Source organism: Sphingomonas sp. NFR04, from assembly GCF_900114095.1.
Taxonomy (GTDB): domain Bacteria; phylum Pseudomonadota; class Alphaproteobacteria; order Sphingomonadales; family Sphingomonadaceae; genus Sphingomonas.
Genome location: NZ_FORV01000001.1, coordinates 1 through 12594 on the forward strand (window position 1 = coordinate 1; position 12594 = coordinate 12594).

Below are 12594 nucleotides of genomic sequence, written 5' to 3' on the forward strand. Positions count from 1 at the left end.
CGGCAGGCTTCACCAGTTTTTTGCGGCAACTTCCTTCAGCACCGCATTGTCGAGCATCGCATCGGCCAGCAGCCGTTTCAGCCGCGCGTTCTCGTCCTCGAGTACCTTCAACTTGCGCGCCTGCGACACATCCATGCCCCCGTACGTCGCCTTCCACTTGTAGAACGTCGCGCTGCTTACACCGTGCTTCCGGCACACGTCTGCCGTCGACGAACCGGCCTCCTGCTCGCGCAGGATCCCGATGATCTGCTCTTCTGAAAACCTGCTGCGCTTCATCTTCGTCCTCCTTGATCGAGGACTCTACCTCAAACTGGAGGAGTTTCAGGGGAGCACGTCACTCGCAACCCGAACGACCGGCAGCAAACCACCGAGGCTGTAAGAAAACGCTTCGTCGCACTCAGGCTTGGCAACATCTGAATCACAGTGCCGTCGCTGGCGTACGAACAGAATCAAAGCCGCCTCCGGCGTGAATCATAATAGCCCATCAGCTGCCATAGTCCGAGTTTTCACACAGCCTCCACCCTTAGCGGTCGTAAACCAGTGGCAGCTTTTGGGATCTCGGCTGTAGGCCGGCGATGACCGCTATTAGGCGCGCAGCTGCCTGGCTCCTATGGCCCGGCCGTTTCGACCGCTCCCACCCAATCCCGGTCGTTCCGCGTCGCATTCGTCAAATCAAAACCTGCCGTTTGTTCATCTCCGACGGCGCGATTACAGGCGGCACCGTGCCACCCGGCCCTATGCTCAGGCGAAGCTCTTGAATCGACGAGCCGCATTCCGCCAATCAATCACCTTCATATAGGCGTCGACATAGGCACCGGCCTTGGCGCCATAGTCGATCGCATAGGCATGCTCGTACATGTCGAGCGCGAGGATCGGCGTCGCGCCGGCCAGCGTCATCGTGTGATCGGCGGCCCATTGATTGACCAGGCAGTTGTCGCGGTGGCTCCAGGTGAGTAGCACCCAGCCCGAGCCGCCCGCCAGCGCCTTGCCCATTCCGGCAAACTCCGCCGACCAGCGATCGAAGCTGCCAAAGTCGCGCTCGATCGCCCGCGCAAGCGGTGCGGCGGGCGCAGTGGCCGTGCCGAAGCCCGCGAAATACAGCTCGTGCAGGATCATCGAGTTCCAGGCGATCAGCTCCTCACGCTTCAGCCCGTTGAGGTCGAAGCCGGGTGCCGTCGACGGGTCGAGGCTCGCGAACTGCGCGGTGATCGCACCGAGCCGCTTCACCGCACCGACATAGTTGTTGTCATGGTGGCTAACGAGAAGCTTCTCGGACAGACCGGGGATCGTCGCCGGATTGAACGGCAATGGCCGCGGCGAGAAGCTGCGCCCGGCGCAGCGGGTGCGGTTGGCGCTGCAGCCGCATCGCGGACAATGCCCGCCACGGCGCCGACACCAAGTGAGGCGCCGACGGCAAGGAGGCGGCGACGATGGAGGCTGGCTTCCTTCATGATCAACTCCTTGGACTAAGAGGCTAGCCGGTGAGACCGGCGAGATGCAGAAGGACGCCTGCAGCAGCGGCAACGACCAGCGTCGGGATCGCACTGACCTTGAAGCGCAGCATCGCGAGAATGGCTGCAGCAGACAGGAGCAACGCCCAAGGATCGACGCTCGCCAGCACCGGCACGTCGAGGTGGACAGGTCCCGCCGCGAAAGGCCGGGCCTCGAGGAACAGCGTGTGGATGGCGAACCACAAGGCGAGGTTCAGTACCACGCCAACCACGGCCGCCGTGATTGCCGAGAGCGCGCCTGCCACCGCGGCATTGCCGCGCAGCCGCTCGATGAAGGGAGCGCCCAGGAAGATCCACAGGAAGCAGGGGACAAAGGTCACCCAGGTCGCGATCAACCCACCAAGACTCGCGGCGAGCAGGGGATGGAGCATGCCCGGTGCACGATAGGCCCCCATGAAGCCGACGAACTGCAGCACCATGATCAACGGTCCCGGTGTCGTTTCCGCCATGCCGAGTCCGTCCAGCATCTCGCCGGGCTGCAGCCAGGGGTAGGATTGCACCGCAGCCTGCGCGACATAGGCCAGTACGGCATAGGCGCCGCCAAACGTGACCATCGCCAGCTTGGAGAAGAATGTTGCGATCTGGCTGAAGACATGGTCCGGCCCAAGGCCGACCAGCAATGCCGCCACCGGCACCAGCCAGAGCGCGAGCCATATCGCCCCGGTCCGCAAAGCTTCGCGCCACGATATGCAAGCATGCGCCGGCAGCTCTTCGCCAAGCAGAGTGTCAGCATCTTCGACGATGGCGCCCTTGCCAGTGCCGTGCCCCCCGCCAACGCGGAACACGGCCATGCCGGCGCGGCCCCCCAGAAAGCCGATCAGTCCTGCCGCCAGTACGATCAGCGGGAAAGGCACGCCCATAAAGAAGATCAGCACGAAGGCGATCGCGGCCAGCGCCTGCATCACCCGAGTCTTGAGCGCCCTCGCGCTGATCCGCGTCACGGCCTGCAGCACGATCGCCAGCACCGCGGCCTTGAGACCGAAGAACAACGCCGACACGATACCGACACGGCCGTAGAGCGCGTAGATCGAAGAGAGCACCATGATGGCGACCACACCGGGCAGGATGAACAGCACACCCGCAACGATGCCCCCGCGCGTGCGGTGAAGCAGCCAGCCGATATAGGTCGCAAGCTGCTGCGCCTCCGGGCCGGGCAGCAACATGCAGTAGTTGAGAGCGTGGAGGAAGCGATGCTCGCCGATCCACCGCTTCTCCTCGACCAGGATGCGGTGCATCACGGCGATCTGGCCAGCGGGACCGCCGAACGAAAGCGCCGCAATGCGCAGCCAGACCCAGAATGCCTGTCCGAGCGTCACTGGCTCCGGCCTCCCGCGTGCCGCCACCTCGGAAGCCCCGGCCGAGCTCATGCCGGCACCCGCTTGGTCGAAGGAGTGTGCGATGCCCAGTCATGCGTCTCGCTGGTTGCGTCGCGGCTCCAACGGTAGAGCGCGTCATAGACGAGCAGCCCGGCTTCAAGCTGTTCGAGATCGTCCGCATAGGCGCGGGATAGACCCAGCGAGATCGCCAGCAATCCTGCCGCCTCCGGCGCGAAATCAAGACGGTTGGTATCGGCACCGCGGACAATCGTCGCCAGCCGTTCGAGCGGCGTGAACCCGGCCAGGCCGAAGCCCTCGATCATCGCGTCGAAAGTGCAGCGTTCGCCTTGATGCGTCCATCGTAGGCCTTCCGCCTGGATGTCGAACGGCGTCGCGGCCATGCGCTCGGCGACGTCGAGTACATCCGGTGCGGGCACGAACAGGAACTGCGCCTGCGGATCGACGAAGCGTCGGATTAGCCACGGGCACGCTATCCGATCCACTTTAGGCCGCGCGCGTGTAACCCAGAGCGTGCGCCCGACGGCGTCGCGCTTCGGCAGCGCGGCGATATCAATGGTAGGCCGGCCTGCGGCGACCCAAGCGGCCATGCCGCCTTCGAGTACCTCTGCAGCGATGCCCGCCTGCCGCAGCCACGCCGCTGCCCCCTGGCTCACGGCCCGTCCATCGCTGCAGACGAGCAGGACGGGAGTTCCAGCAGCCCAGTGTTCAAGCTGCGCAAGGCTGCGCCGGGTCGCGCCGGGGATCAGCTGCGGCAATGCATCGAAGTCGGAAGGCCCGCGAATATCGATGATGGCGGGGCTGCGGGGCGTGGCGATCAGACGGACGAGCTTGTCCGCCGTGATGGCGTTCGTAAAAGGCATGACGCGTCCTCTAATAGTCGGGGACACGATGCTTCAGCCTGACGCCTCGTGGGGAGATCGCATTCCCCATGTCGCGATTGAGCAGATTGGCCAGCGGAGTGTCAAGGCCAAGAGCGACATCGCGCCGCCAGCTAGGTCTTGCCGAGCCATTGTGCGATCGCGCCAAACGCGCGCAGATCGGCGGCTTCTGCCTTTGGCCGACATTACAGCCACGGGTGTAAATGACCTAGCATGGTCGAGAGCTGCCCCCGTGCCGGGGCTCACCAGCGGCAGCTATGCCTATCTCCTCCGCGAAAGCGATCATGTCCGCTGCCCACCCACTCTCAGCCGCTGTTAGGGCTGACCAAGGCCCGCACGTTCGCGTCTGCTCTTGGGGAGCTCGATTGACCTCCTGAACGTCCGGAACTGGGCGCGCTGCTGCCTGGCGCCCCTGCCCTCCTCCGCGCGACCGTTACCGCCCCAATTACGGCCGTTCGAGAGCGGTTCGGGTCGTGGAGGCATCCGTCGACGAGCTAGATCTGGTGGCAGTTGGCTTTGCCGGAGCGACACCAGCGCATACCGGGCGCGGCATATCATTCTTCGACGATGCTCAAGATCTACCTTCACGGCTATCTGAACCGGATCCAGTCGAGCCGGCGGCTGGAGCGCGAAGCCCAGCGCAATATCGAACTGATGTGGCTGACGGGTCGATTGGCACCAGAAGGCCGGCGCGAAGGCCGGGTAATCCATAACCGCGGCCTTCTGAGCCCACCGCGCGCATTCCCCCTTCGGCGCGTTTCTACACAGCCTCGGTCGCAAGGTGTCGGTCGGGCATCGAAGTTGGACGCAGCCCCGGCCGTGGCTACTGGCCCCTGTCGTAGGCCGCTTCAATCGCGCCCGCTCAACGAATCCAAGGCCGAGCAGATATGCGTGCGAAGCGCTGGATCGCGGGTGATTTCCAGCATGGCGCTCAGGCTGCATCGGGCGCCGCTCACATCGCCTGCGTGCAGCAGCAGACGGGCGCGTTCCCACCAGCCCTGGCCATGCGCCGGTGCGATCACGGTCATGCGCTCGTACAGCGTCGACGCCCGGGCGGCGTCGCCCGAAGCTTCCGCCCTGCTCGCCTGGTTCATCAGCAGCCGCACCAGCACCGACCGGTTCGACATCGGGGTGACATGCTCGATCGTAGGCACCGTAGCCGGCCCCAGCACGCCGCGAAGCAGGGCGGCCAATTCGTCCGCTGCGACGATGCGGCCATCGTTGAACGGGTCGATCAACACGGCGTCGGTCTCCGAGCCGACGCGGGCGAGCACATGGCCGGGCGTATTCAGCGGATCCACCCGCCAGCCGAGCCGCCGGGGCGCGGCGGCGTAGAGAATGGTCAGGCTTACAGGCAGCCCGCGCCTCCGATCGATCACGCGGAGGAGATCGGCATTGGCCGGATCGTCATACTGGTTCCGGTCGCCGCTGAAGCCGAAGGTCCCCGCCATGACGCGGGCAAGCGCCTGCGCACGTTCCTCAACGGTTTCGGCATCCACGCCGGCCGCTGCCAGGCTTTCGGTAAAGGCGTTCAGCTGGGCCACATAGGGGCTCAGGTCCGTATCGGGATGGTCTAGCGCCGCCAGCTGGAGCGCCGCCGCATCGATATCGATCGCCTCGTCTTCCATCAGGTCGATCTGGACGATCGCATCGGTGGATGCAGAAGTGGCCAAGATCATCTCCCTCCTTCCAAAGGCGCTCCCCGCACCACGCGGCCCGAACCTCGCAGATCAGCGGGCGATCGGCGATTGAGCATATTCACGCAGCAGATGCGCTACATCGTCGTACAGCGCCACGGCACCGGCGCCGAGCAAGGCATCGTCGGCAAATCCGACCGACCGCAGGCCGATCGCGGCAATGCCGCATTTGCCGGCGGCCTCGACATCATAGGGCGTGTCCCCGACGACCATCACCGCATCGGCCGCAAGCGGCGCGACCTTTTCGAGTGCGGTCGAGAAGATATCCGGGGCGGGCTTGGTTCGCTCGACATCGTCGGCGCTGGTCGTCTTCGAAACGAGAGCTTGGGCATCGAGCAACGCAAGATAGTGCTCTAGCTCGGCCTTCGAGGCGGATGACGCCAGTACGACGCGCCGGCCATCGGCATGCACCCGCGCAAGCATCTCGCGGGCGCCGGGAAATGGCTCGACCCTGTCCAGGAACTTGGCCTTGAATATCTCGCCATGGGTCTCGCCCAGCTTTTCCTGGCCGTCCTAGTCGACGTCGGGCACCAGCGCGGGAACCAGCATGTCGGTGCCCTTGCCGATCTGATCGTGGATCACCTGCGCGTCGAAGCGCGCACCGATCGTCGCAAACGCCTCCTGCCACGCGGCGACATGGAAGTCGTTGCTGTCGACAAGGGTGCCGTCAATATCGAACAGAACGGCTTGGATCGGCATGGGTCACCTTCGCGCCAAGGGAACGGGGCCGGCGTCGCCGGGGTGGCGGCGGCCAGACAAACCGAGCGCATCGGCTCGGCCAAGGTTCCCATAAGCCAGCGTCGCGCCGTTTTCGTCTGCCTGGCATCGGCCATCCTGCCGCCCGGCTACGAACTGCTCTGTCCTCGCCCCGCTGCCGGGACCCGGAAGCACGAAGGGCCGCCCATCGCTGGAGCGGCCCTTCCATTGCCTGCCACTGAAGGCGGGAGGTCAGAAGCGGCAAGCCTCGACGAGGTTCGCCATGCTCATAGGATCCGTGTTCAGCGGCATATGACAATGAGACATTCGACCACCTCCTTTCTGTTGTTGAACAAGACCGGCAATATCGGCGCCCCGCCACGAATTTCAAGATATCCCAATCGGTTGTAGGGAGCCGACCTGACGCCGGTCCGACATGGCTGCAGCGCCGTCAACGGCCCGCTGCAGGGGCGTCGCAAGTCGGCAAGCCGGATACATCCGCTGCGCCACCGCCCTTCAGTCGCGTCGGAGCCGGACCGGGAGAAAGTCGTTATGGGGGTGATCACCGTATCGCCCCCCTCAGCCGGAGGAGCCGACTGGACCCGCGCATGGACAAACACGCCCTATTAGCTTCCATCCGGCTTTCGCCGATTGCCTCGATCGTGACCGACCCGCGCCGCCCCGACAATCCGATCGTCGCGGCCAACACCGCTTTCGAGCGCCTGACCGGCTATGGCGAAGCGGAGTTGCTCGGCCGCAATTGCCGCATTCTCGCCGGTCCCGGAACCGAGCCGATGCATTCGAACGCGCTTGCCCATGCGATAGCCACGGCGACGCCCCAGGTCGTGGAACTGACCAACTATCGCAAGGATGGCAGCTGCTTCCGCAACGCGGTGATGGTCGCACCCGTGCTCGGCGACGACGGCGACGTCCTCTTCTTCCTCGGTACGCAGATGGAAGTCGGCGCATCCGCCCATGGGCTTGTTCAGGCACACGCGGCCCGGCGCATCGCCTGCCTCACCCACCAGCAGCGGGCAGTCCTGCACCTTATGGCGCGCGGCCTGCGCAGCCGGCAGATCGGTGCGGAGCTCGGCCTGGCGGAAAAGACGATCAAGATGCACCGGAGCGCCCTGGTGCGTCGACTAGGAGTATCAACGTCCGGCGAAGCGATGCGCCTGGCGATCGAGGCAGGGCTCTAATCGCCCACCCTTCTGCATCTATCCTGAAAAATGAACCTGTTGCATGCAGCACCGATGGCGATACAGACTTTGGTCCGTAGTGAGTCCGGGGGGACTTTGCACAGGATCAGGTTTTGCACGCAGCCGATGCCAAGTCGCACCCCTCAGCAGACATCTTCCAGCTGCTTGTGGATGCGGTCACCGATTACGCCCTGTACATGCTCGATCCCGAGGGCAGGATCGTCACCTGGAACAGCGGGGCGGCACGCTTCAAAGGCTATACGGCGCCAGAGATCGTGGGCGAGCATTTCGCCCGCTTCTTCTCGGCCGAGGATCAGGCGTCGGCATTGCCGGCCCGCGCCCTCGCCACCGCAGCGCGCGAGGGCCGCTTCGAAGCCGAAGGCTGGCGTATTCGAAAGGACGGCAGCCGCTTCTGGGCCCACGCGATCCTCGACGCGATCCGCAGCGAGGACGGCACGCTGCTCGGCTTCGCCAAGATCACCCGTGACATCACTGAAAAGCGACGGCTAGAACAGGCGACCTATGAAAGCGCGCTGCAGCTGAAGCTGCTGGTCCAGGGCGTGCGCGACTATGCGATCTACATGCTCGACACGTACGGGCGGATCACCAGCTGGAATTCCGGGGCGCAGGCGATCAAGGGCTATGCCGAAAGCGAGGTGCTCGGGCAGCATTTCTCGCTATTCTATACCCCCGCGGACCGCGCGCGCGGTATACCGGAAATCGCCCTTCGAACCGCGCTGGCGGAAGGCAAGTTCGAGGCCGAGGCGCAGCGCGTCCGCAAAGACGGCTCCCTGTTCTGGGCGCATGTGCTGATCGACCCGATCTACGACGAGGCCGGCGCGCATGTCGGCTTCGCCAAGATCACCCGCGACGTCAGCGAGCGGAAGCAGGCCGAAGAGGAACTCCGCCGCACCCAGGAAGCGTTGCTGCAGTCGCAGAAATTGCAGGCGTTGGGCGAGCTGGCGGGAGGAATCGCGCATGACTTCAACAACCTGATGACCGTGATGCGCGGGTCGGCGGACTTCATGCTGAAGCAGCCCGAGATGCCGCTGGAAAAGCGCACGCGCTATCTCAGCGTCATGTTGGAGACCGCCGAGCGCGCGACCAGCCTCACCTCGCAACTGCTCGCCTTCGCGCGACGCCAGCCACTGGAGCCCGAGGTTATCGATCTCAGCGTCCGGCTGGATGCGCTGAGCGAGATGCTCCAGCGGACGCTCGGCAGCCCGTACGAACTGCGCCTCGACCTGACGCCGGCCCTGTGGCCGGTGGAGATCGATCCCACCGGGCTCGAGGCGGCGCTGCTCAACGCTGTACTCAATGCGCGCGACGCCATGCCGATGGGCGGGCGGATCACCATCGCGACGCGCAACATGCCGCGCCCCGAGGGCGACGGCGTGCTGCTGTCGGTGGAGGACACCGGCGAAGGCATCCCGCCCGAGACTCTGAAGCGCGTGTTCGAACCCTTTTTCACCACCAAACCGACCGGCAAGGGCACCGGCCTGGGGCTGTCGCAGATCCATGGCTATGCGGTGCAATCGGGCGGCACCGCGCGGATCGAATCCGAGTTGGGCAAGGGCACCCGGGTAGAGCTGTGGATCCCGCGCAGTTTCAAGCCGCTGCAGCGCGAGGCGGCGCCCGACGCGCAGATCGCGCTACCCGAAGGGCTTCGGGTCCTGCTGGTGGAGGACAGCGAGCATGTCCGGTACTTCGCGAACCAGTTGCTCGACGATCTGGGCTGCACGGTGTTCGAAGCGGCCGACGGCGAGGAAGCGCTCGCGCTGTTGCGCGAGGAACCGGTCGACCTGGTGTTTTCGGACATCGTGATGCCGGGGATGAGCGGGCTGGAGCTCGCCAGCGCGGTGCGAGAAGGCTACGGGGACATGCCGGTACTGCTGGCCAGCGGCTATAGCAGCAAGCAGTTCATCCCGCGCGACGAGCGCGAATTTCCGATCCTCCGCAAGCCCTACAGGCTGGAAACGCTGGCGGCGAGCATCACCGAACTGGTGCACAGGGCCGAAAGCGACGGCTGACGAAGGTCAGCCGTCGCGGAGCCGGATCCAGGTCGGGGCGTGATCGCTGGACTTTTCCCAGCCCCGCACCTGCCGATCCACGCCCGCGTCTGCGAGCCGGCCGGCGAGCACGGTGCTCAGCAGCAGATGGTCGATGCGCAGTCCCGCGTTTCGCGCGAAGGCGTTCCGGAAATAGTCCCAGAAGGTGTAGAGAGTTGCTTCGGGATACAGGCTGCGCAGGGCGTCGGTCCACCCCTGCGCGAGCAACCGGGCAAAGAGCGCCCGCACCTCGGGCGCGAACAGCGCGTCATCCAGCCAGCGCTCCGGCTTGTAGACGTCACGCTCGGTCGGCATCACGTTGAAGTCGCCGGCGAGCACCACGGGAAGCCCGCTTTCCATCAGCGTGGCGGCATGATCGATCAGGCGCTCGAACCAGGCGAGCTTGTAATCGAACTTGGGGCCCGGCCGGGGATTGCCATTGGGCAGGTAGAGGGCACCGATGAGGATCCCATTGACCGCCGCCTCGATATAGCGGCTCTGCGCCGGATCGGGATCGTCCGGCAGCCCGCGCCGCGTTTCGTGGATCTCGCCCACCCGGCTGAGCAGCGCGACGCCGTTCCAGCTTTTCTGGCCATGCCAGAGCGCGTCATAGCCGAGGTCTCTGATCGGGGCCTCGGGGAATTTCTCCTGCGGTGCCTTTAACTCCTGCAGGCAGACGATGTCGGGCGCCTCTTCCTCCAGCCAGCGCAGCAGCACCGGCAAGCGGCCGTTCACGCCGTTCACATTGTAGGTAGCGATCTTCACCCGCGCTTCGCTCCCACTGCCTCACCGACTTGCGGAACGAGCGCGGCCGTAATCCGCTCCCTAATCGGGTGGGACACCGCGCCTTCGGTCTTCGCGCGGCTGCGCAAGGGAGCATTCTGGCCATGCCCGACCTGTCGCCGATGGAGGCCAAGCTGGTCGCGACGCTGCCCGAGGAGCCCGGCTGGCAGTTCCAGCCCAAATGGCACGGCTCCGCGAGCTCGTGTTCGACCGCGGCGATCTGGTCGAGATCCAGTCGAAATCGGGGAAGCCGCTGAGCCGGTACTTCCCGGGAATCGTCGCCATTATTGCGGCCGTCGGCGGCAGCGTACGCGCCGGCAAGGCCACGACGAGCGATACCATTGCGGCGCCTGCCACCCCGTCCCCGGCATCTTCATCGCCGGCATCTTGCCGAACGCTCGGCCAATGTGGAGCGCTGGATGCGCGCGAGACATCGCCGCCTATCTGTACACGCTGCGGCGATAGAGCGGCGCGCGCTAGACCGACTCCATCAGCGCCGGGATCTCGGGTGCCAGTTCCCGTCCCAGGAAGCCGATCGTCCCCATCCGCTCGGCGAGCCGCCGGCCCGCTTCGCCGTGCAGCCACACGCCCCAGCCGATCGCGACCAGCGGCGCCGCGCCCCGCGCCAACAGGCCGCCGATCGCGCCGGCCAGCACGTCACCCGATCCGCCTGTGGCCAGGCCCGGCCCGCCGCCGGTATAGTGCAGCACGATACCCTCGGGCGTCGCGACATACGTCTCCGGACCCTTTAGCGCCACCACCGCGCCGAACCGCGCGGCAGCTTCGCACGCGACCGCTGCAGCCTCCCGAACGATCCGCTCGGGATCCTCGTCCATCATCTTAGCCATCTCGCCGGGATGCGGTGTCAGCACGGTGGCGCCGCTCCGGGCGATGATCGCCTCGGGCCGGCTGCTGACCACCGCCAGTATCGCGGCGTCGAGCAACAGCGCGATCCCGTCCCCCCCCCCGGCCAGTATAGCATCGAGCAGCGGCGCAGCATCGGCGTCGATGCCCATCCCCGGCCCCAACACGAGCGCGTCGCACCGTTCCAGCAAGGCAGCTAGCGCATGCCCTGCCTCGCTACCCAGTTCGCCCGCGCCGTTCGCGGGCAGTCCGAACAGCGCCGCTTCCGGCATGGCCACGCCGAGGGCCAGCGCCGCCCGCTCCACGGTGGCGAGCTGGACCTTGCCGGCGCCGGTTCGCAGCGCCGCTTCGCCCGTCAGCCGCAAGGCACCCGGCACGCGTTCCGATCCGCCAGCGACCAGCACCCTGCCGCGCGCATTCTTGTCGGTTGCAACGTCGCAGGGCGGCAGCGGGTTGGCGGCGAGCCAGGCCCGGTCCAGCGCGATCATCCGCGTGCTCCCACCATGGCGTCGGGCGCTGCGGTAACCGCAGCATCCGCTTCCATCGGCGTGACGACATTGTAGCGCACCAGCTCGAGTCCACGCGGGCCGCAGGCATATTCGGTGACCGAGCAGTTGGCGACGTCTCCCTCCCGATCGATCGCCAGTATCTCCGCCTCGCTCATGCCTTCGAGAATGTAGCGCATGCACAGCACCACGACCTGGTGCGCCACGATCATGACGGGCTTGCCCGCATAGTGCAGCGACACGGTGTCGAGCAGCGAGCGGAGCCGCAGGATCACGTCGCACCAGCTCTCCCCGCCGGGCGGACGATGATAGAACTTGCCCAGCAGGCGCCGAAATTCGGCCTGCTGGGGCATCTGCGCCGCGATTCCTGCGGTGGTGAGCCCATCCAGAATCCCGAATTCCTTCTCCCGCAGCCGCTCGTCGCTGCACAGCATGGCGTCCGGCAGGGCACCCCCCGCATCGCGGAGCAGTCGCGCTGTCGCATGGGCGCGCGCATAGGGGCTGCAAAGGATCACGGCCGGCCTGCCATTCCCCTCCCCCGCGGCAAACCACCGCCCGAGCGCTACCGCCTGCCGCTCGCCCAGCGGCGATAGCGGCACATCCACGTCCCGCTGATCAAGCGCGATCCGCTCCGCGCCTGCGGCGTGGGCTGCGTCTCTGGCGACGTTGCCGGCGCTTTGGCCATGGCGGATCAGCCACAAACGGCGCGGCCAGCGGGAAGCCCCTGAGATCATTGAAGATCAATGCAGCACGACAAGAGCGGTTCCCTTCGATACTCACCGAAGATCCAGCCAATCCTTGCCGACCCAATGGCGGGCACCAGTCAGCCCTGGTGCCTTCGTCTAGCACGGGGTGCGCCAAAATCGGTGCCGGTGACTAGGCGGCTTCGCTAGGATTGCGGCACCGGCGCATCGATCTCGCAGACGAGACCCGTGGGACGAAATTCGATCCGAACGGAGCCGCGCAACTCCGCCGACAAGGCACGCTCGATCAGCCGTGATCCAAATCCGCCGCCGGCCGTTCGTGCGACAAAGCCGACAGGCGGCTACCCGCCACTGGTAAGGCAATAGCTGCC

General features: G+C 65.9%; 10 protein-coding genes and 3 pseudogenes. 4 read left to right on the forward strand and 9 right to left on the reverse strand.

Features of this window, described 5'->3' with window-relative positions; genetic code table 11:
- Nucleotides 1–27: 27 nt before the first annotated feature.
- From BM009_RS00005 to BM009_RS00020, 4 genes and pseudogenes are all read right to left on the reverse strand, one after another.
- Nucleotides 28–276: pseudogene (locus tag BM009_RS00005) on the reverse strand (transposase); the annotation flags it as partial.
- Nucleotides 277–741: 465 nt separating this feature from the next.
- On the reverse strand, nt 742–1308 hold the full coding sequence (locus BM009_RS00010; RefSeq protein WP_093292526.1) for a superoxide dismutase: 567 nt from the start codon (nt 1306–1308) through the stop codon (nt 742–744).
- A 166-nt stretch (nt 1309–1474) separates the two neighbouring features.
- Nucleotides 1475–2878 (reverse strand): chromate efflux transporter, encoded by a 1404-nt coding sequence (gene chrA, locus BM009_RS00015; RefSeq protein ID WP_093292528.1) that lies wholly within the window; start codon nt 2876–2878, stop codon nt 1475–1477.
- Nucleotides 2875–3708 (reverse strand): chromate resistance protein ChrB domain-containing protein, encoded by an 834-nt coding sequence (locus BM009_RS00020; RefSeq protein ID WP_093292530.1) that lies wholly within the window; start codon nt 3706–3708, stop codon nt 2875–2877. Before BM009_RS00020 ends, chrA begins: the two co-directional genes overlap by 4 nt.
- 482 nt (nt 3709–4190) lie before the next feature.
- Between BM009_RS00020 and BM009_RS00025 the strand changes: the two are divergent.
- Nucleotides 4191–4410 (forward strand): annotated as a pseudogene (locus BM009_RS00025) (transposase); the annotation flags it as partial.
- A 164-nt stretch (nt 4411–4574) separates the two neighbouring features.
- Here BM009_RS00025 and BM009_RS00030 read toward each other — a convergent pair.
- Together BM009_RS00030 and BM009_RS00035 are read right to left on the reverse strand one after the other, a co-directional pair.
- Entirely contained in the window at nt 4575–5399 is an 825-nt protein-coding gene (locus BM009_RS00030) for a SirB1 family protein (protein WP_254772085.1), read from the reverse strand.
- 57 nt (nt 5400–5456) lie between these two features.
- Nucleotides 5457–6122: pseudogene (locus tag BM009_RS00035) on the reverse strand (HAD family hydrolase).
- A gap of 605 nt (nt 6123–6727) precedes the next feature.
- Between BM009_RS00035 and BM009_RS00045 the strand changes: the two are divergent.
- Both BM009_RS00045 and BM009_RS00050 read left to right on the forward strand, forming a co-directional pair.
- Complete coding sequence (locus BM009_RS00045; protein ID WP_093292538.1) at nt 6728–7318, forward strand: PAS domain-containing protein; 591 nt, start codon at nt 6728–6730, stop codon at nt 7316–7318.
- Nucleotides 7319–7431: 113 nt separating this feature from the next.
- Nucleotides 7432–9348 carry a hybrid sensor histidine kinase/response regulator gene (locus BM009_RS00050; protein WP_254772086.1) on the forward strand — a complete coding sequence of 639 codons (1917 nt, stop codon included), beginning with the start codon at nt 7432–7434 and terminating at the stop codon, nt 9346–9348.
- A gap of 6 nt (nt 9349–9354) precedes the next feature.
- Here the strand turns inward: BM009_RS00050 and xth are convergent, their stop codons facing one another.
- A complete protein-coding gene (gene xth / locus BM009_RS00055) occupies nt 9355–10131 on the reverse strand; it encodes an exodeoxyribonuclease III (RefSeq protein ID WP_093292540.1) in 777 nt (258 codons plus the stop codon).
- Nucleotides 10132–10253: 122 nt separating this feature from the next.
- Here xth and BM009_RS22445 point away from each other — a divergent pair, with 122 nt between their 5' ends.
- Complete coding sequence (locus BM009_RS22445; RefSeq protein ID WP_175487838.1) at nt 10254–10406, forward strand: hypothetical protein; 153 nt, start codon at nt 10254–10256, stop codon at nt 10404–10406.
- Between the two features lie 219 nt (nt 10407–10625).
- Here the strand turns inward: BM009_RS22445 and BM009_RS00060 are convergent, their stop codons facing one another.
- Entirely contained in the window at nt 10626–11501 is an 876-nt protein-coding gene (locus BM009_RS00060; RefSeq protein ID WP_093292542.1) for an NAD(P)H-hydrate dehydratase, read from the reverse strand.
- Nucleotides 11498–12253: a histidine phosphatase family protein gene (locus BM009_RS00065; protein ID WP_093292544.1), complete on the reverse strand. Its 756-nt coding sequence runs from the start codon at nt 12251–12253 to the stop codon at nt 11498–11500. Before BM009_RS00065 ends, BM009_RS00060 begins: the two co-directional genes overlap by 4 nt.
- Nucleotides 12254–12594: the final 341 nt, after the last annotated feature.

Bases quoted from the DNA above. Each gene is read 5' to 3' on its own strand.
- chrA (WP_093292528.1), bottom strand. From the start codon at position 2,878: ATGAGCTCGGCCGGGGCTTCCGAGGTGGCGGCACGCGGGAGGCCGGAG.
- BM009_RS00020 (WP_093292530.1), bottom strand. From the start codon at position 3,708: ATGCCTTTTACGAACGCCATCACGGCGGACAAGCTCGTCCGTCTGATC.
- BM009_RS00060 (WP_093292542.1), bottom strand. From the start codon at position 11,501: ATGATCGCGCTGGACCGGGCCTGGCTCGCCGCCAACCCGCTGCCGCCC.
- BM009_RS00065 (WP_093292544.1), bottom strand. From the start codon at position 12,253: ATGATCTCAGGGGCTTCCCGCTGGCCGCGCCGTTTGTGGCTGATCCGC.
- BM009_RS00045 (WP_093292538.1), top strand. From the start codon at position 6,728: ATGGACAAACACGCCCTATTAGCTTCCATCCGGCTTTCGCCGATTGCC.
- BM009_RS22445 (WP_175487838.1), top strand. From the start codon at position 10,254: ATGCCCGACCTGTCGCCGATGGAGGCCAAGCTGGTCGCGACGCTGCCC.